We start from the raw sequence: 24,879 nt of genomic DNA, 5'->3' as shown, positions 1-24,879 counted from the left end.
GTGACGCAGGCCTGCAAACTGCGATGCAGTCGGCATAAAGTCGGCGAAAATAGACAAATTGACTCACCTGGCTGGGTGGGTCACCTTGAAAACACGCCGTTTATGGACGGAAACTATCTAAGGTAGTTTCGGTGTATCAACTACCGGGGCAGGCACCTGTGGGAGAGGCCCTTCCAAAACACGCTCCTTGCGGCACGTCCATGTGACGCTTGGGCTCCGCCATCCATGGCTCCGCACAGTTTTGGAAGGGCCTCTCCCACAGGTACCCCGGGCCACCGGGTAAACGCTTAATTAACAGGTACTATGTAATGACGAATGTACGCTCACACAAGGGTATCACGCCACATTTTGGACAGCGCGCCTGGGTTGATCCCAGTGCCGTGGTGATTGGCGATGTCCAGACCGGTGATGACGTCTCCATCTGGCCCATGACGGTCATACGTGGGGACATGCACCAAATCCGGATCGGGGATCGCTGCAGCATTCAGGACGGATCGGTGCTGCACATCACGCACGCCAGTGATTATAACCCCGGGGGTTACCCACTCACGCTGGGGGATGATGTAACCGTTGGCCACAAGGCGCTGCTGCATGGTTGCACCATTGGTAGCCGGGTGCTGGTGGGTATGGGCTGTATCATCATGGATGGGGCCGTGGTGGAAGACGAGGTGATTGTCGCTGCCGGGTGTCTGGTGCCGCCGGGAAAGACCCTGGAATCGGGGCACCTGTACGTTGGCTCACCGTGTAAAAAGGCCCGGGCGCTGACCGACCAGGAGCGGGGGTTCTTTAAATACACGGCCGCCAACTATGTCCGGCTGAAAGATGACTACCTTGAGGCGCCACAGTCCGGTGGGGATTGATTCCGATCAAAATCCGAACACCCAGCCCTTGAAAACCCTTCGTGCGCACCTACATTCGAAATTAGCAGAGGTTCACGGATAACCATCCGGCTGGCGCCACCGGCATGGGGCTGTTCCGTGATCGAAGCTGATGTCTGTTTATTCAGATTCGTTCACGACGAAGGGAGGAAATCCTTATGAGCAATATTACCCGCTGGAATCCGGTCAATGAGTTTGAAGACCTGATGAACCGCTATAACCGCATGTTTGGCCTGACCCGCTCCGGTGGCGAGCGCGAAGGTCGGGATCTGTTCAGCCGCAGCGACTGGGCCCCGGCGGTCGACATCAAGGAGACGCCGGAAGCCTTTACCATTGAAGCCGAGTTGCCGGGCATGTCCAGGGAAGACGTGAAAGTCACCGTGCACGAAGGCGTTCTGAGCATTCAGGGCGAGCGCAAGAGCGAAGAAGAGTCCAATGACAAGAAGCACCACCGGATTGAGCGCTTCTACGGCAGTTTTCTGCGCCGCTTCACCTTGCCGGAGAATGTCGATGAAAACAGTGTGAAAGCGAATTTCAAGGACGGCATGCTGACCCTGACACTCCAGAAGGCTGAACCGAAAGAGCCCAAGGCCATTGAGGTGGACGTGCAGTAACTCCCTCAGGCCGCGAGACGCGGCCGCACCGGGATCAGCTCCCGGCTGCGGCCGTTTTTTTGGCACCGGCCTTTTCCAGTGACCGGGCGTAGTCCACACTCCGACGATGCCGGGAAATCAGATCAAGAATGGTTTCACCCTCACCGTTGGTGGCGTTCAGATCCCGGCCCGCGGCAACGAAAAACCCGATAAACCGCTCGAAATCTCCGGCCCGCATGGCCTGGTAGGCCTTCAGCAGGGCATTGTAATCGGCGTTTTCAGCAGCATCCCAGGGCTGGATGTCCAGGAAGCTCCTGACCCGCTCATCACTCCACTCTTCGCCAATGACTTTGGGCTTATCCGGTCCACTCATGATTGCTCTCTCATTCCGCTGTGCCAGTGAAATAGGGACCGCACAGTATAAGGCCCTGAAAGCAGGTCAGTTATATGAATTACGCATGAGAGGCTGCGCAGTAGCTATAAGGCTCAGGGCAGGATTTCGACCGGAAGCTCACCGGTAGACACCTCGTCATTGCATTCCGGATTGCGAATGGCAATTTCCACCCGGCGGTTCAGGGCCCGGTTTTCCGGCGTGTCGTTGGGCGCCAGCGGGTTGGTCTCGGCACGCCCGGCCGCAACCACCCGTTCCGCCGGAACCTGGCGGTTCATGACCAGCTCGTGGACCACGGAAACCGCCCGGGCCGCTGAAAGGTCCCAGTTCGAGCGATAACGGTCACTGGAAATGGGCCGGTCGTCGGTATATCCGGATACCAGAACGTCACCGGTACAGGCCGACAGCACGTTCACGACACGTTCGATAATCGGCATCATCTCCGGCTTGATCGCGGCATCCCCGGAGCGGAAGGTGGCTTCCTCGGAGAACCGGATAACCACCTGGTTTTCGTCGTAATTGACACTCAGGGCCTCAGAGGCCACTTCCGGTTCCAGCTCCCGGATCATCCGGCTGGCCAGATCAATCACGCCGCCGGGAATCCTGGTGGGGGCGGCGCCATCTGTGCGCTCGTCGATAAACTCCGGCACCCTCGCCTGGGATTCGGATGGCTGGGGAAGCGAAACAGACTCCGATTCGATCAGGGTCAGGGGTGAGCCGCCGACATCGTCTGCCAGCAGATTTCCGGATCCGAAAGCCACCGCCATGGAGTTGGCCATGGCCCGGTATTTCTCGACGTCCAATTCTGCAAAGGACAACAGTAAAATAAAAAAGGTGAGCAGCAGGGTGGCCAGATCGGCAAAGGTGACGATCCAAGCCGGAGTGTCGTTCTTCAGACGCAGCTTGTTTTTCTTCCGCACCAGCTCCAAAGCCTCAGGCCTCCCGCTCCGGCGCCAGGCCGGCACGCTGCTCCGGAGTGACGAAAGACGACAGCAGTTCGGTCATCACCCTGGGATTCTCGCCACGCATGATGTTCTTGATCGAGGTAAGGATCAGTAGCTGGTTGCGCGCCTCGTCCTCCGCCTTCAACTGGAGTTTATCGGCCAGGGGCAGGGCAATCAGCTGGGCGATAAAGGCGCCATACAGAGTGGTCAACAGGGCAATGGCCATGGCCGGGCCTATGGACGAGGGGTCGTCCAGGGTATTGAGCATCTGCACCAGCCCCACCAGAGTACCCAACATACCGATAGCCGGCGCGGATTCCCCGATGCCGCGGAACACCCGCTCGGCCACTTCATAGCGATCAGCGGTTTGCTGGGTTTCCTGGGCCAGGGCTTCTTCGACCAGTTCAGGCGAATGGCCATCAACACAAAGATTGATGGCTTTCTGCAGGAACTCGTTGCCGGTCTGATGATTCTCCAGCCCGAGGATACCCTCCTTGCGCACCACCACGGCCAGCGATCCCACCTCCCGGATCAACTCTGCGGGCCGGGCCATGCGGTCGGTGAACGCCGCCGACATGGCCAGGCGGAAGGCGCTCACCACCGACGCCATGCGGAACTTGATCAGAGTAACGGCAAAGGTTCCACCCAGCACAATGGCCAGGCCCGGGAGATTCAGGAATGTCAGGAGGGAGGCATTGGCCAGCATTGCCAGGATGACAATCAGGACACCGGCCACAAGCCCTACAAGGGTAAGAATATCCATTGAAAATCCTTACGGAATGTTGCCCCTGAGCATAGCCCAATCCGGAGCCAGGGGCTCAGTCGTTGCGCAATACATCAATCACCGGTGCGGTTTCCGGGGCGACACCACGCCAGATCCGGAATGATTCCGCCGCCTGCTCCACCAGCATACCAAGACCGTCGTAAACGGTTTGTGCGCCCTGGTCGAGGGCCCACTGATTGAAGGTCGTGGTCTGCAGGGAATACATCATGTCGTAGACCACCGTTTCCTCACCAATCACCGCCGGTGACAGGGGTGGCAGATCGCCCTGCAGGCTGGCGCTGGTACCGTTGATGATCAGGTCAAAAGGTGCCCCGGGTTGCCCGAAACCGCAGGCTGTCAGTTGGCTGGTTCCGGCCGCCGGGGAGAACAGCTCAACCAGGGCTTGCGCCCGGGCAGGCGTGCGGTTGGCGATGGTAAGAGAGGCCGGCCGCTCCGCCAGCAGGGGGCCCAGAACGCCGCGGACCGCCCCCCCGGCACCCAGAACCAGAATATCGGCGCCCTCAAGGCGCACCCCATGATTCCGGATCAGATCCCGGATAAGGCCGCAGCCGTCGGTATTGTCGGCGGTCAGCACGCCGGCACCATCCTGATAAAGGGTGTTGGCCGCCCCGGCCTTCTCCGCCCGTTCTGTCCGACGTTCAGCCAGCTTCCAGGCGTCTTCCTTGAACGGCACCGTCACATTCAGGCCCTGGCCACCGCGCTCGAAAAACTGCCTCACGGTGCCCGGGAAATCGTCCAGGGGCGCCTGGATAGCGGTGTATTCCAAGGCTTCGCCGGTCTGGCTGGCAAACAGGCTGTGAATCCTCGGCGATTTGCTGTGGCTGATCGGATTGCCAACAACGGCGTACAGATCGTTAGTCATGGTTGACCTCCAGCCAGTCCCGGCCGGTCAGGAAAAACTCCGTGAGCCGGGCCTCATCAGAGCCCGGTTCCGCGGTCCGGTTGTAATCCCAGCGCACCAGGGGCGGCAGGGACATCAGGATGGACTCCGTCCGGCCGCCGGATTGCAGCCCAAACAGGGTGCCGCGATCATACACCAGGTTGAACTCCACGTAGCGGCCACGCCGGTAGAGCTGAAAATCCCGCTCACGGTCACCGTAAGGGTGGTCCATCCGGCGCCGGACAATGGGCTCATAGGCTTCAATGTAGCTGTCACCGACGGCTTTCATCAGGCCGAAGTCCTGCTCGAAGTCCCCGGTGTTGTGGTCATCAAAGAAAAGGCCACCCACACCCCGGGGTTCATCCCGGTGTTTGAGGTAGAAATAATCGTCGCACCAGTGCTTGAAACGATGATAGGTACCCTCGCCAAAGGGTTCGCACGCAGCCCGGGCGGTTTTGTGCCAGTGCACACAGTCTTGCTCAAAACCGTAGTAGGGGGTGAGATCGTAACCGCCGCCAAACCAGTAAACCGGTTCGTTGTTCTGAGGCCTGGCAATGAAAAAGCGAACATTGGCGTGCGAGGTGGGCACATAGGGGTTGGTCGGATGAATCACCAGGGACACGCCCAAGGCCTCCCAGGGTGCGCCGGCAAGATGGGGTCGGTGGGCGGTGGCCGAAGCCGGCATGGTCGCCCCCATCACATGGGAGAAGTTGACCCCGCCTTTTTCAAACACTTTTCCTTCGGTGATTACCCGGCTGACACCGCCGCCACCTTCCGGGCGGTCCCAGGCATCCCGGATAAAAGCCGCGCCGTCATCCAAGGCTTCCAGGCGCCTGCAAATGACTTCCTGCAGGCCCAACAGGTACTGTTTTACCGCGTGGCTATCGGATTGCTGTGACATGAACTCTCCTAACGAAGCTGCTTGCCGCTGACAATATCAATAATCCGGCTGGGTTTGCGATTGCCGCCAAGCGCGCCGGGCACAATCCAGTCGAGCTGGTTACCGAAATACCGCCGGACCTGCCAGATATTCCGCGCCGGCTGGCGCCCGGCCGGGTTGCAGGAAGTGGATACCAGCGGCATTCCGGTTGCATCGCAGAGGGCACGCACCACTGGATGCTCACTCACCCGAACCGCAATGGAACGATGCCGGCCACGCACCCATTCCGGCACCTGCTGTTCTACATCCGGCAACAGGCAGGTCACCGGCCCGGGCCAGTGACGTTCGGCTTCAGCCTGAAGCGACCGGGGCAGGGGATCCAGCAGGAAGCGGATCTGTTCCACAGAGCAGGCTACCAGGATCACCCCTTTTTCGACGGGACGACGCTTCAGTTCCAGAATCCGTTCCACCGCCTGTTGGTCCCAGGGGTCGCAGCCCAGGCCCCAGACCGCTTCGGTCGGATAAGCGATCATGCCCCCGCGCACCACTGTGCGGCGAACACAATGTAATTGCCAGTCAGAAAGCGGGTGGGAAACAGCCATACTGCCCTTGCCAGAATCAATCAGGGTGGATGATCACACGGGGCTCAGGCTATTTTCTGGAAGCCTCCCGGTGCCGAGCTCACCAACCCTTGCAACTCCAGTAGCAACAGGGATTGCATGAGCTGGTCGGCGGGGAGACCGGTGGCTGAACTCAGTGCATCGGTTGATTGTGGATCATACCCTAAAGCCTCAAATACCGCGATTTCCCGGCTGTCCAGACCGGTCAGCAACTGGCTGGACCGGGTCTGCCGCTTCGGCTCCGGCGTGGTGGCGACATCTTCCGTCAATGACCCGGACCACCAGGACCCCAGTTCCTCAAGAATGTCGTCCACGGTTTCTACGAGGCGCGCGCCCTGCCTGATCAGATGATGGCATCCCCGGGCGACCGGGCTGTGGATCGACCCCGGGATGGCAAACACCTCGCGCCCCTGCTCCAGGGCCATTCGGGCGGTGATCAGGGAACCACTGCGCAGGCCCGCCTCCACCACCAGGACGCCGCGGCTCAGGCCACTGATAATCCGGTTACGCTGGGGAAAGTGCGCCGCTTTGGCCGGGGTACCGGGCGGGTATTCGGAAATCATCAGCCCCTCGGCAATCACCCGCTCGCCCAGCCGGCGGTGCTGGTTGGGATAGATACGATCCAGCCCGCACCCGATCACCGCCGTGGTCGGGAAGCCCGCATCCAGGGCGCCGGCATGAGCGGCGCCGTCCACACCCAGCGCCAGACCACTGGTGACCAGCAACTCCCGGGCGCTGAGTTCAGCCGCAAACCGGCGTGCATGGTCCAGGCCGGCCCGGGTGGCCTTGCGGCTCCCGATGAAGCCAATCTGCTCCCGACCCAGAAGCCCGGTGTCGCCAAGGGTATAGAGTACCAGTGGGGCGTCGTGAATATGCCTTAGCTGCTCCGGGTAGTCGACATCCTGCCAGGTGAGAATGCCAATGTTATGCTGCCGGCAGTTTTCCAGAGTGGTCCGGACCTCACGCACCACCGGATGCGATTCATCCTCCTGCTGCCACGCCTGGATGGCCGCACGGCTTTCCGCGGCCAGGCCAAGTGCCAGCAGAGTCGCCGGGTTCATGGTGAGCAGGTTTGTCAGTTCAGGGGTTTCCGCCAGCAATTCGCGGCGTCGGGCATGGCCGAATCTTGGTAAACGGGTAAGCAGCAGCCATTGGGCCGAAGGGAAGGAAAACACAGCATCATCCTTGTAAAAAGCGTCGGCCGGACCTTCCTGGCCCGGCCACTCAATATCAGTCGATCAGGGGTTGGTGACCTTGTCACCAACGGCCAGGGCACGGCTGGCCTGAAGCACCAGGCCATAGCTCATTTTTTCATAGGCCTGGAACACCATCAGCAGCCCGGCGCGCTCTGAGGGCAGCTCAATGGTTTCACCAGTCACCGGATCGCGAACCCGGTTGCCACTTTTCAGCACCGCCATCACATTACCCGCTTCCAGCCCTTCACGGGTGCCGCGGTTGATGGCTACCACGTCAAACTGACCGATCTGGCTGACACCACCATCGACGGCAATCATCTGGCCTTCGACCTTCTGATCCGGAGCGCTGGGCACGAAACTGGTGGCAATGGAACGATTCACATTGGTCAGCAGCCGGTCGCCGATACGCACTTCCTGATTGGAGGTGGTCAGGTTTACCGTGAGTACATCGCCGTTTTCGGCGGTTACCTCACCGGCACCAATACTCCGCGCTTCCAGGCCAAGGAATTCACCGGTTTCCGAATCCCTGAATTCCTTGCTGCGACGGAAGACTCCGACCTTGTTGGCCGGCTTGTCTCCGCGGGCGTAGATCCGGTCGCCAGCGCCGGTAATAATCCGGCCATCCTCACCTTCCAGCACGTAAGGAGCACCATTGAGCTCTTCCGGGCTCACGATGCGGGTGTCAGTCAGGAAACTGCCGATGGCGTCCAGGGGAATGGCAGGGATCGGCGTATCGATGGGCTCGGAACGGACCTGAGGCGACAGCCTGACCACATCGCTGGTCGCCACCTTGGTAAGACGGGGCTTGCCATCAATGTAAACCAGGGCAAGGCGATCACCGGGGTAGATCAGGTGCGGGTTGGCTACCTGCGGATTCACGTGCCAGATTTCCGGCCAATACCACGGGTTATTCAGAAAACGGGCCGAAATATCCCAGAGGGTGTCACCCTTCACAACGGTGTAACGCTCGGGGTGATCGGACCGCAACTCCGGCGCCGCATGGGCCCAGGAGGTTAAAAACAGCGTAGTTGCTGCCAGAGCGTACAGCAGTTTCCTCATTGTGTAAGTCCTTGATCGCGTGCCTTGATTCTTTTGCATTCTATTGGGATGCAGTCAGGTACCTGCAGCTTATTACGTTGTTATTCCAGTTACTATAGAAGAAGTCTCGCAAATTGTGATGTTATCTTTTGTTCTTCCAGTAAATTCTATCCCGCCGGTGAAAGATTTTGACTATTGACTGATCAGTTTGTACTCAATCGCCGAATTGTTGGATAATATCAGGCCTGACCTTGGGTGCTCCGCCAGCCGTTGAAAGCTGAGACCCCGCCCCGATAATAGTAGAGTCAGGGCGAAAATTTGCGCAGTACGCTGTCGCATTTCGGAGATCGCCTTCAAAGTTTACAGAAGGTAAAAGGTCACAAAAGTTAAAAGAGACGTCAGCCGGATGGACTGGTGTCCTGTCATTCAGACTAAAAGCATGACTATATGATATTAGAGATTCTCGAATACCCGGATCCCCGCCTGCGCACCATCGCCAAGCCGGTTGAGGAGGTGACGGACGCCGACCGCAAGCTGATCGACGACATGCTGGAGACCATGTACGATGCGGCGGGCATTGGCCTTGCCGCCACCCAGGTGAACGTTCACAAACAGATCATCGTTATGGATCTGTCCGAGGACAAGAACGAGCCCCGGGTGTTTATCAACCCGCAGGTGGAAGTACTGGACGGCGAAAAAGAAGCGATGCAGGAGGGCTGTCTGTCGGTACCCGGCTTCTATGAAGAGGTTGAGCGGATCGAGCACTGCAAGATCCGGGCGCTGGGCCGTGACGGCAAACCGTTGGAACTGGAAGCCCGGGGGCTGCTGGCGGTTTGTATCCAGCATGAGATGGATCACCTGAACGGCAAGCTGTTCGTTGACTATCTAAGCTCGCTGAAGCGCAACCGCATCCGCAAGAAGCTGGAAAAACTCCACAAGCAGAGCGCCTGATCCGCCTGCGGGTGGGTAGCCGAAGCAGGCGCTATTCCGGACCGGGCCACGACCCGGTCTTTTCGTATACAACGGAACAGAGATCAAAACACCGTGCGACTTGTTTTTGCCGGCACTCCGGATTTCGCTGCCACCGCTCTCCAGGCCTTGATCAGCACCCACCACAGCATCGTGGGCGTCTACTCCCAGCCGGACCGGCCCGCCGGCCGGGGCCGGAAGCTGCAGCCAGGCCCGGTCAAGCAGGTGGCCCTGGACAACGATATCGCGGCCTTCCAGCCCGAGACGCTGAAGACTCCGGAGGCACAGCGGCAGCTCGCGGATCTGCGACCAGACGCCATGATCGTCGCCGCCTATGGCCTGATCCTGCCGAAAGATGTGCTGGAGATTCCGACCCACGGCTGCCTGAACATCCACGCCTCCCTGCTGCCCCGCTGGCGCGGTGCCGCGCCTGTCCAGCGGGCCATTGCCGCCGGCGACAAAGAAACCGGCATCACCATCATGCAGATGGACGAGGGCCTGGATACCGGTGCCATGCTCCTCAAATCCGTGACCACCATCGAAAAAAGCGACACCGGGGGCAGCCTCCACGACCGGCTGGCAGAACTCGGTGGCAAGGCCATTGTCAACGCCCTCGAATTGCTGGAAAAAGGTGAACTCCGTGGCGAACCCCAGAACGACGACCTCGCCTGCTACGCCCGTAAGTTAAGTAAGGACGAGGGCCATATTGACTGGTCTGCTGATGCCACTTGCATCGAACGTCTGATTCGCGCCTTCAACCCCCGGCCCGGCACCTACACCGATTTGGGCAGCCAGCGCATCCGGATTCACCAGGCCCAGGCCCTGTCAACCAACAGCGACACACCGGCAGGCACAATACTTCGGCGGCAGCGGGGCGGCATCGACATCGCCTGCGGAACCGGAACCCTGCGCATCACCCGGCTGCAGTTGCCGGGCTCCCGGGCCCAGAGCGTAAATGACCTGATCAACGGCGGCAAGGAGCTGCTCATGCCCGGCCAGGGGTTGCGCTGACATGGGCCACCAACAACAGCCCCTGCGTGCCATCGCCGCCGGCGTTATTCTGGCGGTGGAGAACGGCCAGTCCCTGTCCCAGTGCCTGCCGCCTGCCCTGGGCCGCCTGCCACCGAATGAGCGCCCCGAGCTTCAGGCCCTGTGTTACGGCACCTGCCGCTGGTTTCACCGGCTTGATAGTGAGCTCAACGGTCGGCTTAAAAAGCCCCTTCGCAAACCGGACCGTATTATCCATCACCTGATGCTGGTCGCGCTCTTTCAGTTGCGTTTCAGTCAGCAGGCTACCTACGCCGTGCTGAACGAAACCGTGGAAGCCTGCCGGGCATTGGACAAGCCGCACCTGACCGGCCTGGTTAATGGTGTACTGCGAGCGGCCGAGCGAGAGGGCTCGCCCGAACCTGCCAGCGACTCTGCCCGCTTCAGCCACCCGGTGTGGATGGTGGAAAAGCTGCGCCACAACTGGCCGGAAGACTGGCAACAGATTCTGGAGGCCAACAACGCCCAGGCACCCATGACTCTGAGAGTCAACGCCCTGCGTTTTCACCGGGACCAGTATCTGGTGCTGCTTAAAGAGGCCGGTATCGAGGCCAGCCCGACCCGTTTCGCGCCCCATGGCATTCAACTGGCCAGCCCGGTTCCCGTGGAGCGCCTGCCCTGGTTCGCCGACGGCGCTGCCAGTGTCCAGGACGAAGCGGCACAGCTTTGCACCACTTTACTGGATTTGGCTCCGGGCCAGCGGGTTCTGGATGCCTGTGCCGCTCCCGGGGGTAAAACCTGTGCCATCCTGGAAAGTTGTGCGGAACTGTCGGAAGTTGTCGCCATTGATGAGTCCGCTGACCGACTACCCCGGGTACGGGAAAACCTTGACCGCCTGGATCTGGACGCTACCCTGAAGCAGGCGGACGCCGCCACTACCGATCAATGGTGGGATGGCCAGGCTTTCGACCGGATTCTTCTGGATGTGCCCTGCAGCGCCAGCGGCGTCATCCGCCGCCACCCGGACATCAAGTTGCTGCGCCGGGAATCCGATATTGTCCCGCTGGCCGCTATCCAGCTTGGCCTGCTGGGTGCCATGTGGGCTATCCTGAAACCCGGTGGCCGGCTGGTGTATGCCACCTGCTCGGTGTTCCCCCAGGAAAACCACCGTATAATTCAGCGGTTCTGCAAACAGCAAACCGATGCCATCCTTGTTGAGCCCAACGCTCAATGGGGGCGTGACATGGGTGCCGGGCGGCAATTGCTCCCGGATCCGTTCAGCCATGACGGCTTCTTCTACGCCGTGCTGGAGAAACCCGAACCATGAAAATCCTGATTCTCGGTGCCGGCCAGGTGGGCGGCACACTCGCGGAAAACCTCGCCAACGAAGCCAACGACATCACCATTATCGACAGCGATAGTGCCCGCTTGCGTGAACTTCAGGACCGGCTCGACATCCGCACCGTTCAGGGCGAGGCGTCTTATCCGTCGGCACTGCGACAAGCCGGCGCCGAAGACGCCGACATGGTGATCGCCGTCACCAACAGCGACGAAACCAACATGGTGGCCTGTCAGGTCAGCAAGCTGCTGTACAAGACCCCAACCACCATCTGCCGGGTGCGGGCCGGTGCCTACCTGGCGAAACCCGAGCTGTTTTACCAGCGGGATCAGAAAAAAGATCTGGACAGCCTGCGTGGCTTTCCCATCGACGTTCTGATCAGCCCGGAACATCTGGTAACCAAGCACATCACCCGGCTGATCGAAAACCCGGGGGCACTGCAGGTACTGGAATTCTCCGAAGGCCTGACCCGGCTGGTTGCCCTCCGCGCCACCCGGGGCGGGCCACTGGTCGGCCATGAGCTGTCTTACCTTCGCAGCCACATGCCCAAGATTGAGACCCGGGTAGCCGCCATTTTCCGGAAAGACCGGGCCATCATGCCCGAGGGCAACACCGTCATCGAGGATGGCGACGAGGTCTTCTTTATTGCCGCCGGCGATCATATAAAATCGGTTATGAGCGAGCTTCAGCCGCTTGTGAAACCGTACAAACGCATTTTTATCTGTGGTGGCGGCAACATCGGCCAACGACTGGCCCACACCCTGGAAAACCGTTTCCAGGTCAAACTGCTGGAGCGGAACCATGAACGCTGCGTGATGCTGTCGGAAAACCTCCGCAAGACCGTGGTCCTCGAAGGCAACGCCGCCAACAAGGATATTCTGCTGGAAGAGAATATCGAGAATATCGATGTGTTCTGCGCGGTGACCAACGACGACGAGGCCAACATCATGGCCTCACTGCTGGCAAAGCGCCTGGGCGCCCGGAAGGTACTCACCCTGATCAACAACCCGGACTACGTCGACCTGATTCAGGGCGGTGACATCGATGTCGCCATTTCGCCCCAGCAAACCACCATCGGCAGCCTCCTGACCCACGTTCGCAGAGGCGATGTGGTCAATGTTCACTCACTGCGACGGGGCGCCGCCGAAGCTATTGAGGCCATCGCCCATGGGGATCACAGATCGTCGAAAGTCGTCGGCAGGCGGCTGGACGAGATCAATCTTCCGGAAGGCACCACCATCGGTGCCATCGTGCGGCGCAGCGAAGTACTGATTGCCCACGACCACCTCCGGATCCAGCCGGATGACCACGTTATCCTGTTCCTGGTGGACAAAACCCGGGTACGGGAAGTGGAAAAACTGTTCCAGGTGGGTCTCACCTTCTTCTGATTTAGAAATACACATCCAGCACGCGTATAATGCGCCTTTTTTCGGAGTGCCCCGAAGGATAACCGGGGCGCCACATACAGACTGATCAGCAGGCAACCGTCGTGACAGACAAGGCAACAAAACAGACAACTCCGGACATCGGGACCTTCCAGGGCCTGATCCTGGCTCTGCAGAATTTCTGGGCGCAGCACGGCTGCGTGGTTCTCCAGCCACTGGATATGGAAGTGGGCGCCGGCACCTTCCACCCGGCCACCTTCCTGCGGGCCATCGGGCCGGAAACCTGGAATGCCGCCTACGTTCAGCCCAGCCGCCGACCAACTGATGGCCGCTACGGTGAGAACCCCAACCGTCTGCAGCATTACTACCAGTTCCAGGTGGTCCTCAAGCCGTCGCCGGACAACATCCAGGAGCTGTATCTGGATTCCCTGAAGGCCCTGGGGCTGGACCCGCTGGTGCACGATATCCGGTTTGTGGAAGACAACTGGGAATCGCCCACCCTGGGCGCCTGGGGTCTGGGCTGGGAAATCTGGCTCAACGGCATGGAAGTCACCCAGTTCACCTACTTCCAGCAAGTGGGGGGCCTGGAATGCTTCCCGGTAACCGGCGAGCTCACCTACGGGCTTGAGCGAATCGCCATGTACCTGCAGGGCGTCGACAGTGTCTACGACCTGGTCTGGACCGAGGGCCCTGGTGGCGTTGTTACCTACGGCGACGTGTTCCACCAGCAGGAAGTGGAGATGTCCACCTACAACTTCGAGCACGCCGATACCGAGTTCCTGTTTCACAGCTTCGATGTCCACGAACGGGAAAGTGCCCGGCTGATCGACGCTGGCCTGGCGCTGCCAGCCTATGAACAGGTTCTGAAAGCCTCCCACACCTTCAACCTGCTGGACGCTCGCCACGCCATCTCCGTGACTGAGCGCCAGCGCTTTATCCTGCGGGTACGTACCCTGGCGCGTTCAGTCGCCCAGGCGTACTTCGACAGCCGGCAGGCACTGGGCTTCCCGCTGGCGCCCGAGGCTCTGCGCAAGGAAGTGCTGGCCTCCGCCGAGGCCGCCGATGACAAGGCGAAGAGCAAAAACGGCAATAACGCGAAGAAGGCACAGCAGGAACAGGGGAACGCTTAATCATGGCAACACAGGATTTTCTGGTCGAACTGGGCACCGAAGAGCTGCCCCCAAAGGCCCTCAAACCACTGTCTGACGCCTTCACCCAGGGCATTGCCCGGGGTCTGGAGGAGGCTGGTATCGAATTCGGCAGGATTGAGGCTTTCGCGGCACCGCGCCGTCTGGCGGTCCGGATCCGGAGCCTGGCCGATGCCCAGCCGGACAAGTCTGTTGAGAAACGTGGTCCGGCGGTCAAGGCCGCCTTCGACGACGCCGGCAACCCGACCCGGGCGCTGACCGGCTTTGCCACCTCTCTGGGCGTGACTCCCGACCAGCTCGACACCCTGGAAACCGACAAGGGTGCCTGGGTGGTTTACCGTACCGTGGAGCAGGGCAAGCCCACGATGGAGCTGATGCCGGAGCTGGTGGAGCAGTCCCTGGCGGGCCTGCCCATTCCCAAGCGTATGCGCTGGGGTGCTCACCGGACCGAGTTTGTACGCCCGGTACATTGGGTCATCATGCTGTTCGGCAACAAGGTGATTGATAGGCCAGTCATGGGCCTGACTCCGGGCAACAAGACCCGTGGCCACCGCTTCCATTGCCCGAAATCCCTGATTGTACCGACGCCCGGCGATTACGAAGTGGTACTCAAGCAGGAAGGCTATGTGATTGCTGATTTCACCGAGCGCCGGGAACAGATCCGCGCCGGTGTGACCGAACTGGCCGAGAAGGAAGCCAGCGGCAAGGCCGTGATTGATGAAGACCTGCTGGACGAAGTAACAGCCCTGAACGAGTGGCCGGTGCCCCTGATGGGCCACTTCGAGGAGCGCTTCCTCGAAGTGCCGGCGGAGGCGCTGATTTCCTCCATGAAAGAGCACCAGAAATACTTCCACGTGGTGGCCGCCGATGGCGAAATGCTACCCCTGTTCATCACCGTCGCCAATATCGAGAGCAAGGACCCGGCGCAGGTGATTTCCGGTAACGAAAAGGTGATCCGGCCCCGCCTGTCCGATGCCGCTTTCTTCTACGAAACCGACCGGAAAACCAGGCTCGAGGCCCGTGTTGACGCCCTCAAGCCCATTGTGTTCCAGGAAAAGCTCGGCAGCATCTACGACAAATCCGTGCGCGTCGCGGCCCTGGCCCGGAAAATTGCCGATGCCATCGGCAGTGACCCGGCCCTGGCCGAGCGTGCTGCGATGCTGGCGAAGACCGACCTGGTGACCGAAATGGTGCTGGAGTTCACCGACCTGCAAGGCATCATGGGTCAGTACTACGCGGCCAACGACGGTGAACCGGAGGACGTTGCCAAGGCGCTGAACGAGCAATACATGCCCCGTTTCGCCGGCGACGATCTGCCCACCACCCAGACCGGCTGCGCCATTGCCATCGCTGACCGCCTGGATTCCCTGGTCGGCCTGTTCGGCATCAACCAGCCGCCGTCCGGTACCCGTGACCCGTTCGCACTGCGCCGGGCCTCCCTCGGGGTGCTGCGCATCATTATCGAACGGCGGCTGCCGCTGGATCTGCAGACCTGCTGCGAATGGGCACAAGAGAGCTTCACGGTGCTGACCGAGCAGGATACCGCCAGCACCGTGGTGGATTACATACTGGAGCGCTTCCGAGCCCATTACGATGAACAGGGTATCGGCGCCGAGGTCTATCTCGCGGTACACGCCCGCCGGCCAACCCGACCGCTGGACTTCGACCGTCGGGTGAAAGCGGTGGAAGCCTTCCGCCAGCTGCCGGAGGCGCAAGCCCTGGCCAGTGCCAACAAGCGGGTGTCCAACATCCTCACCAAGCAGGGCGGCGACAGCATCGGTGAGACCGTCGATGCCAGCCTGCTTCGGGACAGCGCCGAAAAGGCCCTGGCAGCACAGGTAGATCAGCAAGCCGATAAAGTGCTGCCGCTGTTCGAGAACGGCGACTACGCCAGCGCCCTGAGCTCCCTCGCCAACCTGCGGAAACCGGTGGATAACTTCTTCGATGAAGTGATGGTGATGGCCGATGACGAAGCCATCCGGAACAACCGCTTGGCATTGCTGAACCGGCTGCGCAACCTGTTCCTGCGCGTTGCGGATATTTCATTGTTGCCCGCCGCCGGCTAGTGTCCCGTCCGGCTCAGTCGCTGACCCACTGCGTGGCGCTGATGCTGATTATCCTGGACCGGGACGGGGTCATCAACGAGTACGATGGCAACGACATCTCCCAGGGCTGGTAAAACCAAAACGAATCCGTATAATACCGGCCGTTGATCGGCGTGTGGCGCAGCTTGGTAGCGCACTTCGTTCGGGACGAAGGGGTCGCAGGTTCGAATCCTGCCACGCCGACCAGAAATTCAACGACTTAGGGCTCATCTTCGGATGGGCCTTTTTTCGTTTTTGGCTGATCATCATTGCTAATCAAGTTCTCCATTGGGTCGTCGTTACTCATAGTGTTTCCTTGAAGTTTGATGGGCTGGCGGGTCACATGCGAAAGCCCGGTTCATCGGACTGGTTGAGATCCGGGTTCATCGCATCCTGCAGGTCCATCAGCAGACCGCTGACGCGCTGTTTGAGGAAGCTGGAAAACTTGGCTTGGGAAAAGGTTCGGTCGTACACGTCAGCAGGGAGGAACCGGCTCATTTCATCCCGGAACGGCTTGCCGTCGATAATCCCCGGCAGGTTGTCCAGGGTGCTTTGCAATTTGGCGTCAAAATCCTCGATCTTGTAATCCGCCAGCTTCTTTTCGACCAGATCAGAGCGCAGGGTGGCCCGTTCCTGACTCAGATACGCCAGGTCCCAAATGTCCCGGTGTCGAACGTGGGTCTGGGTCGCCGGAAGTGATACCAGCTTGTCGGCCATGATTTCGCTCTTGTCCTCGGTGAAGATCAGGATGTCCTCGTAGCCATCGGGGAGAAAGTCGTAATTGCGAACCAGCGGTTGATAGTCACCGGTGTACGCCTCGATGCTGGCCATATCAAGTTTGATGCGTTGCTTCGGAACGTCCCGTTGCTCCGGTGCCGTGGTGACAGCGATCTGCCACATATCGACCATCCGATCGGCATAGGCCGGGTTGTTGCGCAGGGACTTGGGCTCCTTGACGGTGACTTCGAGGCCGTACCGGTCGGTGAGGTAATCCAGGATGCACTCTTTCATGGTCACCAGTTGCATCGACGTGAAGTCGGTACCGCAAGCGAAGTCCAGATCCTCGGAGAAGCGTCTGCCGCCATAACAAAGGCGAACCGCTGTACCACCCTGAAAAGCCAGTCCATCGAGCAGGCCTTCCCGATCAAGCACGTAGAGCAGGTCGTAGTGCAGAAACTCCTTTTCCACCACCGGACGGACGGTTGCCAGATTCGGGTTCTCAAGTGCTTTATCGACCAGCTCCTGAAAGTTCTCCTGGTTGTACTTACGCATTGGCTTCCTCGCTATCAATCAGGTGGGTGTTGCGACCGACTCGTCGTAAATCGCGCAGGGCAGCCTCTTTGGTGGCCACTCTTAGTGGTCGCTGGCGGTCAATCATCGATTCAAGCACTTCACTCAGAGGGCGCTTGGTGTGGGTGAACTCGATAACGCCATACGGCGTCCGGTATTCCCCTTTGCGGCCGGTGGTAACCACCGTGATCCGTCCGACAGGAATCTGAGAGATGATGCCATACTCGGACAAGGCCGATTCAAGGCTCACGTAGTTGTATTCACCACGACGTAGCGTTTTGGCGACTTCTTCCAGTGTATCGGCGCCCTTATGCCGGGACAGGCTGAACACGTAAACGCCTTTGACGGGCCGCTCAAGAATTCCCCCGGCGGTCAGGCGCTGGACAGTTGCGCGTAAGGCTCGCCAGGAATCCTCCGAAAACACTTTCGCCAGGTCGCGAGCGGTGTAAACGTATCGGCCTTTCTGATCGAACGCCCGGAGTTGTTTGAGTGCATCTGACTGTTTCATGGTTTTCTCTAAGTCATCACATTTGACACATAACGATGTCGGTACTGTCCACATAATAGCGCAAGGCGACACATTAAACACCTATTTGCGTCCTTTATGTCCACTTGCTAAGGATGAGTGATCGGAGATTCAAATGCTGTTGTCGCTGGCAAACATCACTTCGGGACGATGCTCGCTGTAAGTCACTTCCTGCGTGATGAGGTTCAAGCCTGCCGAATGGGGATGTGTGTGATCCATGTTGTTCCAATTGACTCGGAATCCGACGACAAACCCTCGGTGGAATTCGGCGTAATGGGACCACATGAGAATGTTGTCGGGAATGTCCGACAAAGTGCAGATCCCGGTTTCACGGAGAAGATTTCTATGCCACTCATCGGTGTGGATCACATTCCTCATCTTTCTGGCAAACTTGCCACGTTGCTGAATTTTGGCTCCAGGAGAAAGTTTGCGCCCAGCATCCACGTGAGTTATTGATCGATCAATGATTTTGCGATTTCGTTTTCTGATTTCGCGAAGATTCTTTGTGTAAACCGGGAGACAATCGAAAGGGTCATTGAACTCAAACGGGCTCTTGATTAGCAATGATGATCAAGTACTGGAATACGTAAGGCGCGTTCCGGAACCGGGTCATCGAGCTGCACCAGCCTTCGTTACCCCGAACTGCAGGAAGACGCCCCGCAATCCCTGGCTAACCCGCAAGAAGCTATTTCAGCTTCATATCGTTAGTGACCGATTTCACACCCTTCACGCCTCGGGCTACTCTGACAGCGGTATCAATGGCCTCCCGCGAGCTTACGAAGCCAGGGAACCGGTCATCAATCAGCCAGATCACGCCCCGGTCCTCCGGAGTAGGGATCACCCGCCCCCCGGCCTGCACCACTTTCTGCAGGCCGGGAATCAGGTAGGTGTACTCATAACCGGCGCCGAAACGCTGTTCGAGGGGGGCCATTTCCCGGGCCAGAAAATAAGGACAGATGTCGTGACCCTCGGCAATCTTTACGGTCATTCCATCACCCTATTACCCTGCCAGCGGACCTGGTGATCCTGCAGCCGATCTCCCGGCCGTTTCACTTCGATCATCTCATAGCGCCTATCCGAGGCAGTATTGTCGGGAAAAAACCGACCGCCTCAGGGCCATCATACACAATGCCCCGGACTGGCTGCCCCGGGAGCGCTCCCTTTATGATATCGATGCGGTTGTGGATCGTGACTGCAGCGATCAGACGTTTCAGACTGTCCGAATCTGTGGTCACATAAGGTAACCTGTGGCATCAGGATTGAACTGCTCACCAGACAAGGAAACCCATGGCTGCTCCGTCCACCGATAAACCCGCCACCATCGAACCCGGCTTTCACGCTATCCACGCCAACCATCTGGAGGACCTGCGCCGGGCGGTGGTGTACATCTGCCGGCAGAGCCCGATACCGCCGCTGCAGAGCGAAACCTTTCTGGTGCAGAGCAACGGCATTGCCCAGTGGCTGAAGCTGGCGCTGGCGGAGAAGCGGACGGACGATGGTGCGGAGGGTGGTCTGGGCATTGCCGCCGGCATGGATTTCCTGTTTCCGGCCCGTTTTATCTGGCAGGCCTACCGGGCCGTGCTGCCGGACGGGGAAGTACCGGAGCAGTCCCCCTTCGACAAGCGCCGGCTGGTTTGGCGACTGTACCGGTTGCTGCCGGATCTGGTGGGGCAGGACGATGCCTTCACGCCCTTGGCGCGGTTTCTGGAGGGCACCGACCCGGACCTACGCAATTTCCAGTTAGCCGAGAAAGTGGCCGACCTGTTCGACCAGTACCAGGTCTTCCGCGCTGACTGGCTGGCGGCCTGGGAGCAGGGCAAGGATGCGATCATCACCGCCCGGGGCGAAGAGAAGGCCCTGGGCCCGGAAACCCGCTGGCAACCGTTGCTCTGGCGCAAACTGGTGGAAGACATGGGTGAAGCCGTCGACACCAGCCGCTCCCAAATCCACACCCGCTTTATGGAACAGGGCCAACGGGTCAACAGCCCCGCCAATCCGGCCCGGTTGCCCAAGCGCATTGTGGTATTCGGGGTGTCGTCACTGCCCCGGCAGGCGCTGGAAGCCTTATACGTGCTCAGCCGCTTCAGCCAGGTGGTGCTGTGTGTTCACAACCCCTGCCAGTTCTACTGGGCCGATATCATCAGTGATCGGGAACTGCTGAAAGCCGAGCGCAAACGGGGTATGGCCCACCCGGTACTGGCACAAATTGCCGACCCGGACCAGTTGCACCAACACGCCAACCCGTTGCTGGCCGCCTGGGGCAAGCAGGGCCGGGACTACATCCGGCTGCTGGACGAGTTCGACAACCCGGACGACTACCGCAGCAGCTTCCAGACCCCGGACCAGAAGATCGACATCTTCTCGGAACATGGCGCCGGTGAAGCCCCCTGCCTGCTGCTCCAGCTGCAGAACGATATCCACAACCTCACCCCGCTGCAGGAAATCCGGGAACAGCAGCGCCAGCTGGATCTGCTCCACGACCATTCCCTGGCCTTCCACGCGGCCCACGGCCCCCAGCGGGAAGTGGAAATCCTGCACGATCAGCTGCTGGCCGCCTTCAATGCCGACCCGAACCTTCGGCCCCGGGATATCATCGTGATGGTGCCGGATATCAACGTCTATGCGCCCCACATTCAGGCGGTCTTCGGCCGCTACCAGCCGGGCCGCAAACGCCACATTCCCTTTACCATTTCCGACCAGGGCCAGCGCCACCACGAACCGGTGCTGATTGCCCTGGAAACCCTGATGTCGCTGCCCCGCAGCCGTTTCGGCATGAGTGAAATCATCAGCCTGCTGGAAGTACCCGGCATCCGGGGCCGCTTTGGCATCCGCGAAGACGAGATTCCCCTGGCCCGGCGCTGGGTGGAAGGCGCCAACATCCGCTGGGGCCTGCACGGTCGCCACCGGGAAAGCCTGGACCTGCCGGCAGAGCTGGAACGCAACACCTGGCAATCCGGCCTTCGCGCCATGCTGCTGGGCTACGGCATGGGCGAGGACGAACCCTGGGGCGGCGTGGAGCCCTACGGCGAAATCGGCGGCCTGCAGGCCAGCCTGGCCGGGCAACTGAGCGAATTCGTACACCAGCTGGAAACCCTGTGGCAGGCACTGCAAACCACCCGATGCCCGGGCGACTGGGAAACCCTGTTTTCGGACATGCTCGGGCAGTTTTTCCACAAGGTCGAGGGCAATGATTTGTTACTGCTCAACCGTTTCCGCCGCCAGTTGGAGCAGTGGCTGGAAGATACCCTGGCCGCCGGCCTCAAAAATCAGAAGCTGCCCCTGAACATCGTCAAGGATGTGCTGCTCGAAGGCCTGGACGAGGGTGGCCTGAACCAGCGTTTCCTGGCCGGCAAGGTCAACTTCGCCACCCTGATGCCCATGCGGGCCATTCCCTTCCGCAAGGTCTGCCTGCTGGGCATGAACGACGGCGACTACCCCCGCTCCCGGCCACCGGTGGATTTCGACCTGATGGCCCAGGATTACCGCCCAGGGGATCGCTCCCGCCGGGAAGACGACCGCTATCTGTTCCTGGAGGCCCTGCTGTCGGCCCGGGAGCAGCTGTACATCAGTTGGGTGGGTCGCAGTATCAAGGATGACTCCGAACGGCCGCCGTCGGTATTGGTCGGACAGCTCCAGGATCATCTCGACAGTCTGTGGACCGTGGCCGGCGAACCCGATGCGAAAGTCACCAAGGCCCTGACGATCCAGCATCCACTGCAACCCTTCAGCCGGGCCTATTTCCCGAAAGCCAATGGCGTGGGCGAAGGCGGGGGTGATAATGAACACAGCCCGCCCAAACCCCTGGCCGAGGTACTGAAGGCCCGCAACCTGTTCACCTACGAACGGGAATGGCGCAGCGCCCATGGTGTTGAAACCGCAGAGCAGCTGCAGGAGGCGCTGCCATACCAGGCCCCGGAAGAACCCATCAGCCTGAACGATCTGGCCGGGTTCCTGAAAAAGCCCATCGACACCTTCTATCAGCGTCGCCTGCAGGTGCGTTTCGAGGATGTCAAAGACGACGATACCGACAATGAAAATTTTGATCTGGACGGCCTGGACCGCTGGCGCCTGGACAACCAACTGGTTCAGGAAGGCCTGCTGAAAGCCGGCTCCGAAGAAGAACTGCACGCGCGGCTGGAAACCACTCTGGATCGCATGGCCCGCCGGGGGGATCTGGGCATGGGGGTGACCGAACACCGGCTGCGCTCGGAGCTGTCCGGGCGCTTGCCCGATCTGTTCGCACGCTACCAGAACGCCCTCGCGGAATGGCCGGAAGCCGTGGCTGAACCCTTACCCTTCGACGTCCGGTTCGAAAACTCGATGGGTATCGTGGCCGTGGTGGATCTGATCGACAGCCTGCGGTGCAACCCGGAGGGCCAGCTGTGCCGGCTGGTGGTGGCCAGTTCCGGCCTGCTGACCAGTTCCGGAGGCAGCAGGAAAGTGCGCTATGCCAACCTCATGCGGGACTGGGTGATTCACCTGGCCGGACAGCTCAGCAGCCAGCCATTTGAAACCCTGATTCTCGGCAAGGAAGAGGGCCGCAGATTCCACTTCGCCCCGATGGCACTGGATCAGGCCAAAAAACATTTCGACGCCATTCTCAGCCGCTGGATGGAAGCCACCACCCGGGCGCTGCCCCTTCACTGCGACGCCGGCTTTGCCTGGATTTACAGCTTCTACCAGAGCAGGAAATACCTGGGTGACCATGAACGCGCCATCAGCGAGGCAGAGCAGGCCTACAGCTCGGCCCTGGAACGGGACACCGGCTACCTGAGGGGCGCATTCGAAACCCCGGAGCGGCTGATGGCCAGCGGCGAGTTCGAAGCCCTGCTGCACCAACTCTATGTGCCGCTGTGGGAGGCAGAGCAGGGCAAGTCGGCCGCGGACCAGATCGGGAGTATGGAATGAACGACCGTTTTTGGAGACGATGCCACTTCTGCGGTTTTTGTCGTGGCATAGTGAGAGGCTGGCACAACTCTCGTGACACGTCTCACCACGTCAGCCATAAAGTCGAGCAAACCAGGCCAGATTCTTAAGGGAAAAACCATGTTGATAGAAAGCCTTCGCATCAAAAACTTCAAAAGCTTTCGCCAAGCCCAGATGAAAAACCTACCCAGGTTCTGTGTTGTGGTTGGCGCCAACGGAAGCGGGAAGTCCAACTTGTTCGATGTCTTTGGCTTTCTGAAAGACTGCCTGACATTCAACGTAAAACAGGCTCTCCAGGTCAGGGGAGGATTTCGCGAGGTGCTCAGCCGAGGCGTAGACGATACCCAATCCATTGAGCTGGAAATCAAATTCCGGATGAATATTGCGGGAGTCGAGCGACTGGTAACCTACCTTATCGAAGTTGCTATGGATAACCGCCAGGTAGTGGTACTTCGTGAAGTGCTGCGCTACAAACGTGGGCGTTATGGTTCCCCGTACCACTTCCTCGATTTTACCAAAGGAACCGGCTATGCCATTACCAACGAGGAAGACTTTGACAAGCAGGATGAGGAGCTCGAGAGGGAACAACAGAATGTCGGCAAAGATGCGCTTGCCATCAAAGGCTTAGGGCAGTTCGAGCGCTTTAAAGCCGCCAATGCTTTTCGGCAGCTTATCGAGAACTGGCATGTGTCGGATTTTCACATCAACCTCGCCAGAGGTAGCAAAGAGGCCATTGGTGAGTACGAACATCTGTCGGTTTCCGGTGATAACCTGCAACTGGTGGCTCGCAATATCTATGAAAGTCACCCGGAAATATTTCAGAACATCGTCACCGCAATGAAACACCGGGTTCCCGGTGTAAGTCAGGTCGAACCCATATTAACCCAGGACGGACGGCTGATCCTGAACTTCCAGGACGACACGTTCAAAGACCCCTTTATTGATAAGTACGTCTCTGACGGCACCATCAAAATGTTTGCCTACCTGGTGCTGTTGTACGACCCGGAGCCGCATCCGCTGCTGTGTATCGAAGAGCCGGAAAACCAGCTTTACCCCACCTTACTCTGGGAGCTGGCTGAAGAATTCCGTGCCTATGCTGAGCGGGGTGGCCAGGTATTTGTGTCCAGCCACTCGCCAGATTTCCTGAATGCGGTAAAGCTTGAGGAAGTGTACTGGCTGGTGAAAGAGCAGGGCTACACCCACATTCGTCGGGCGGAGGATGACCCACAGCTAAAGGCCTTTATAAACGAAGGAGACCAGATGGGCTACCTGTGGAAAGAAGGCTTTTTCCCGGGGGCTGATCCGCGATGACCGAACTGGTATTTTTTCTCGAAGAACCATCCGCCAAAGCCATGCTGGAAGGCGTGGTCCCCAGGCTTCTGGATGACAGCATTACGGTGCGTTATGTGGTATTTGAAGGCAAGCAGGACCTGGAAAAACGCCTTCCACGTCGATTACGTGGCTGGCAGAACCCCCATGCTCGCTTTTTGGTGATGCGAGACCAGGATTCTGGTGATTGCTACGAGATTAAATGCAATCTGGCAGGCATTTGTGAGAGAGCAGGCCGACCGGATGCACTGATTCGCATTGCCTGTCATGAGCTGGAAAGTTTTTACCTCGGCGACTTGAATGCCGTAGCCGCTGCGATTGGGCCGCAAAAACTGGCCAAACAACAAAACAACGCGAAATACCGTGATCCGGATCGCCTCAACAACGCCGCCCAGGAACTGAAACGTATCGCCAGAACCTATCAGAAGCTCTCTGGCTCACGGGCCATTGGCCCGGCGTTGTCACTGGATGAGAACCAGTCCCAAAGTTTTAATCAGTTGATTGGTGGCATCAAACGGTTGGCAGGAATACGACCATGAATTTAAAAACGGCGGTAAAACCCACACCATGCTAACTAGTTTCCGTCCATAAACGGCGTGTTTTCAAGGTGACCCACCCAGCCAGGTGAGTCAATTTGTCTATTTTCGCCGACTTTATGCCGACTGCATCGCAGTTTGCAGGCCTGCGTCACC

23 protein-coding genes, 1 tRNA gene and 2 pseudogenes are annotated in these 24,879 nt (G+C 59.4%); 13 read left to right on the top strand and 13 right to left on the bottom strand.

From position 1 onward, the window contains the following. Positions 1–308 precede the first annotated feature (308 nt). The gene (locus tag QPL96_RS18510) at positions 309–860 is read left to right on the top strand and encodes a gamma carbonic anhydrase family protein (protein ID WP_303288765.1); all 552 of its coding nucleotides are present in this window, start codon (positions 309–311) and stop codon (positions 858–860) included. Between the two features lie 176 nt (positions 861–1,036). Then, the gene (locus QPL96_RS18505; protein WP_303288764.1) at positions 1,037–1,492 is read left to right on the top strand and encodes an Hsp20/alpha crystallin family protein; all 456 of its coding nucleotides are present in this window, start codon (positions 1,037–1,039) and stop codon (positions 1,490–1,492) included. Positions 1,493–1,526: 34 nt separating this feature from the next. On the opposite strand, the gene QPL96_RS18500 is transcribed toward QPL96_RS18505, so the two are convergent. The 8 genes from QPL96_RS18500 to QPL96_RS18465 form a co-directional block, all read right to left on the bottom strand. Further along, complete coding sequence (locus QPL96_RS18500; RefSeq protein ID WP_303288763.1) at positions 1,527–1,844, bottom strand: PA4642 family protein; 318 nt, start codon at positions 1,842–1,844, stop codon at positions 1,527–1,529. 113 nt (positions 1,845–1,957) lie between these two features. After that, positions 1,958–2,791 carry a flagellar motor protein MotB gene (locus QPL96_RS18495; RefSeq protein ID WP_303288762.1) on the bottom strand — a complete coding sequence of 278 codons (834 nt, stop codon included), beginning with the start codon at positions 2,789–2,791 and terminating at the stop codon, positions 1,958–1,960. 4 nt (positions 2,792–2,795) lie between these two features. After that, complete coding sequence (locus tag QPL96_RS18490; protein WP_303288761.1) at positions 2,796–3,569, bottom strand: motility protein A; 774 nt, start codon at positions 3,567–3,569, stop codon at positions 2,796–2,798. A 55-nt stretch (positions 3,570–3,624) separates the two neighbouring features. Next, positions 3,625–4,452 (bottom strand): shikimate dehydrogenase, encoded by an 828-nt coding sequence (gene aroE / locus QPL96_RS18485; protein ID WP_303288760.1) that lies wholly within the window; start codon positions 4,450–4,452, stop codon positions 3,625–3,627. After that, a complete protein-coding gene (hemF, locus tag QPL96_RS18480; RefSeq protein WP_303288759.1) occupies positions 4,445–5,371 on the bottom strand; it encodes an oxygen-dependent coproporphyrinogen oxidase in 927 nt (308 codons plus the stop codon). The genes aroE and hemF overlap by 8 nt, the downstream gene beginning before the upstream one ends. Positions 5,372–5,379: 8 nt before the next feature. Then, positions 5,380–5,952 carry an L-threonylcarbamoyladenylate synthase gene (locus QPL96_RS18475; RefSeq protein WP_303288758.1) on the bottom strand — a complete coding sequence of 191 codons (573 nt, stop codon included), beginning with the start codon at positions 5,950–5,952 and terminating at the stop codon, positions 5,380–5,382. A gap of 44 nt (positions 5,953–5,996) precedes the next feature. Further along, a complete protein-coding gene (dprA, locus tag QPL96_RS18470; protein WP_303288757.1) occupies positions 5,997–7,145 on the bottom strand; it encodes a DNA-processing protein DprA in 1,149 nt (382 codons plus the stop codon). A gap of 63 nt (positions 7,146–7,208) precedes the next feature. Next, positions 7,209–8,225, bottom strand: a complete 1,017-nt coding sequence (locus tag QPL96_RS18465; protein WP_303288756.1) for a LysM peptidoglycan-binding domain-containing protein — start codon at positions 8,223–8,225, stop codon at positions 7,209–7,211. A gap of 426 nt (positions 8,226–8,651) precedes the next feature. On the opposite strand from QPL96_RS18465, the gene def reads away from it, so the two are divergent. The 7 genes from def to QPL96_RS18430 all read left to right on the top strand — a co-directional run bounded on the left by def (position 8,652) and on the right by QPL96_RS18430 (position 16,323). Next, a complete protein-coding gene (gene def / locus QPL96_RS18460) occupies positions 8,652–9,155 on the top strand; it encodes a peptide deformylase (protein WP_303288755.1) in 504 nt (167 codons plus the stop codon). A 93-nt stretch (positions 9,156–9,248) separates the two neighbouring features. Continuing rightward, positions 9,249–10,184 (top strand): methionyl-tRNA formyltransferase, encoded by a 936-nt coding sequence (gene fmt / locus QPL96_RS18455; protein WP_303288754.1) that lies wholly within the window; start codon positions 9,249–9,251, stop codon positions 10,182–10,184. Between the two features lies 1 nt (position 10,185). Beyond that, complete coding sequence (gene rsmB, locus QPL96_RS18450) at positions 10,186–11,487, top strand: 16S rRNA (cytosine(967)-C(5))-methyltransferase RsmB (protein ID WP_303288753.1); 1,302 nt, start codon at positions 10,186–10,188, stop codon at positions 11,485–11,487. Then, positions 11,484–12,887 carry a Trk system potassium transporter TrkA gene (trkA, locus tag QPL96_RS18445; protein WP_303288752.1) on the top strand — a complete coding sequence of 468 codons (1,404 nt, stop codon included), beginning with the start codon at positions 11,484–11,486 and terminating at the stop codon, positions 12,885–12,887. The genes rsmB and trkA overlap by 4 nt, the downstream gene beginning before the upstream one ends. Positions 12,888–12,988: 101 nt before the next feature. Then, positions 12,989–14,014 (top strand): glycine--tRNA ligase subunit alpha, encoded by a 1,026-nt coding sequence (gene glyQ, locus QPL96_RS18440; RefSeq protein ID WP_303288751.1) that lies wholly within the window; start codon positions 12,989–12,991, stop codon positions 14,012–14,014. Positions 14,015–14,016: 2 nt separating this feature from the next. Next, positions 14,017–16,098, top strand: coding sequence for a glycine--tRNA ligase subunit beta (gene glyS, locus QPL96_RS18435; RefSeq protein ID WP_303288750.1), 2,082 nt, complete (start codon positions 14,017–14,019; stop codon positions 16,096–16,098). Positions 16,099–16,246: 148 nt separating this feature from the next. Beyond that, positions 16,247–16,323 (top strand) — tRNA-Pro (locus QPL96_RS18430). A 132-nt stretch (positions 16,324–16,455) separates the two neighbouring features. Here QPL96_RS18430 and QPL96_RS18425 read toward each other — a convergent pair. Together QPL96_RS18425 and QPL96_RS18420 are read right to left on the bottom strand one after the other, a co-directional pair. Beyond that, complete coding sequence (locus QPL96_RS18425) at positions 16,456–17,388, bottom strand: nucleotidyl transferase AbiEii/AbiGii toxin family protein (protein WP_303288749.1); 933 nt, start codon at positions 17,386–17,388, stop codon at positions 16,456–16,458. After that, positions 17,381–17,914, bottom strand: a complete 534-nt coding sequence (locus QPL96_RS18420) for a type IV toxin-antitoxin system AbiEi family antitoxin (RefSeq protein ID WP_303288748.1) — start codon at positions 17,912–17,914, stop codon at positions 17,381–17,383. Before QPL96_RS18420 ends, QPL96_RS18425 begins: the two co-directional genes overlap by 8 nt. A 117-nt stretch (positions 17,915–18,031) precedes the next feature. On the opposite strand from QPL96_RS18420, the gene QPL96_RS18415 reads away from it, so the two are divergent. Beyond that, positions 18,032–18,388 carry a hypothetical protein gene (locus QPL96_RS18415; RefSeq protein WP_303288747.1) on the top strand — a complete coding sequence of 119 codons (357 nt, stop codon included), beginning with the start codon at positions 18,032–18,034 and terminating at the stop codon, positions 18,386–18,388. A 229-nt stretch (positions 18,389–18,617) separates the two neighbouring features. Here the strand turns inward: QPL96_RS18415 and QPL96_RS18410 are convergent, their stop codons facing one another. The 3 genes and pseudogenes from QPL96_RS18410 to QPL96_RS18400 all read right to left on the bottom strand — a co-directional run. Then, the gene (locus QPL96_RS18410; RefSeq protein WP_303288766.1) at positions 18,618–18,746 is read right to left on the bottom strand and encodes a BON domain-containing protein; all 129 of its coding nucleotides are present in this window, start codon (positions 18,744–18,746) and stop codon (positions 18,618–18,620) included. After that, positions 18,720–18,854 (bottom strand): annotated as a pseudogene (locus QPL96_RS18405) (helicase C-terminal domain-containing protein); the annotation flags it as partial. The pseudogene QPL96_RS18405 and the gene QPL96_RS18410, both read right to left, overlap by 27 nt. Positions 18,855–18,916: 62 nt before the next feature. Then, a pseudogene (locus tag QPL96_RS18400) lies at positions 18,917–19,003 on the bottom strand (VRR-NUC domain-containing protein); the annotation flags it as partial. Between the two features lie 216 nt (positions 19,004–19,219). On the opposite strand from QPL96_RS18400, the gene recC reads away from it, so the two are divergent. The 3 genes from recC (at position 19,220) to QPL96_RS18385 (ending at position 24,726) form a co-directional block, all read left to right on the top strand. Continuing rightward, positions 19,220–22,840 carry an exodeoxyribonuclease V subunit gamma gene (gene recC / locus QPL96_RS18395; protein WP_303288746.1) on the top strand — a complete coding sequence of 1,207 codons (3,621 nt, stop codon included), beginning with the start codon at positions 19,220–19,222 and terminating at the stop codon, positions 22,838–22,840. 138 nt (positions 22,841–22,978) lie between these two features. After that, on the top strand, positions 22,979–24,169 hold the full coding sequence (locus tag QPL96_RS18390) for an AAA family ATPase (RefSeq protein WP_303288745.1): 1,191 nt from the start codon (positions 22,979–22,981) through the stop codon (positions 24,167–24,169). Further along, a complete protein-coding gene (locus tag QPL96_RS18385; protein WP_303288744.1) occupies positions 24,166–24,726 on the top strand; it encodes a DUF4276 family protein in 561 nt (186 codons plus the stop codon). Before QPL96_RS18390 ends, QPL96_RS18385 begins: the two co-directional genes overlap by 4 nt. The last annotated feature ends 153 nt before the right edge of the window (positions 24,727–24,879 follow it).

Origin of the sequence: Marinobacter sp. SS8-8 (genome assembly GCF_030540945.1) — a bacterium.
GTDB lineage: Bacteria > Pseudomonadota > Gammaproteobacteria > Pseudomonadales > Oleiphilaceae > Marinobacter.
This window is presented reverse-complemented; position numbering and strand designations above follow the sequence as displayed.

Coding starts and splice junctions, on each gene's coding strand:
- QPL96_RS18510 (WP_303288765.1), top strand. CDS start 309: ATGACGAATGTACGCTCACACAAGGGTATCACGCCACATTTTGGACAG.
- QPL96_RS18505 (WP_303288764.1), top strand. CDS start 1,037: ATGAGCAATATTACCCGCTGGAATCCGGTCAATGAGTTTGAAGACCTG.
- QPL96_RS18500 (WP_303288763.1), bottom strand. CDS start 1,844: ATGAGTGGACCGGATAAGCCCAAAGTCATTGGCGAAGAGTGGAGTGAT.
- QPL96_RS18490 (WP_303288761.1), bottom strand. CDS start 3,569: ATGGATATTCTTACCCTTGTAGGGCTTGTGGCCGGTGTCCTGATTGTC.
- aroE (WP_303288760.1), bottom strand. CDS start 4,452: ATGACTAACGATCTGTACGCCGTTGTTGGCAATCCGATCAGCCACAGC.
- hemF (WP_303288759.1), bottom strand. CDS start 5,371: ATGTCACAGCAATCCGATAGCCACGCGGTAAAACAGTACCTGTTGGGC.
- QPL96_RS18475 (WP_303288758.1), bottom strand. CDS start 5,952: ATGGCTGTTTCCCACCCGCTTTCTGACTGGCAATTACATTGTGTTCGC.
- QPL96_RS18465 (WP_303288756.1), bottom strand. CDS start 8,225: ATGAGGAAACTGCTGTACGCTCTGGCAGCAACTACGCTGTTTTTAACC.
- def (WP_303288755.1), top strand. CDS start 8,652: ATGATATTAGAGATTCTCGAATACCCGGATCCCCGCCTGCGCACCATC.
- rsmB (WP_303288753.1), top strand. CDS start 10,186: ATGGGCCACCAACAACAGCCCCTGCGTGCCATCGCCGCCGGCGTTATT.
- trkA (WP_303288752.1), top strand. CDS start 11,484: ATGAAAATCCTGATTCTCGGTGCCGGCCAGGTGGGCGGCACACTCGCG.
- glyS (WP_303288750.1), top strand. CDS start 14,017: ATGGCAACACAGGATTTTCTGGTCGAACTGGGCACCGAAGAGCTGCCC.
- QPL96_RS18425 (WP_303288749.1), bottom strand. CDS start 17,388: ATGCGTAAGTACAACCAGGAGAACTTTCAGGAGCTGGTCGATAAAGCA.
- QPL96_RS18420 (WP_303288748.1), bottom strand. CDS start 17,914: ATGAAACAGTCAGATGCACTCAAACAACTCCGGGCGTTCGATCAGAAA.
- recC (WP_303288746.1), top strand. CDS start 19,220: ATGGCTGCTCCGTCCACCGATAAACCCGCCACCATCGAACCCGGCTTT.
- QPL96_RS18390 (WP_303288745.1), top strand. CDS start 22,979: ATGTTGATAGAAAGCCTTCGCATCAAAAACTTCAAAAGCTTTCGCCAA.
- QPL96_RS18385 (WP_303288744.1), top strand. CDS start 24,166: ATGACCGAACTGGTATTTTTTCTCGAAGAACCATCCGCCAAAGCCATG.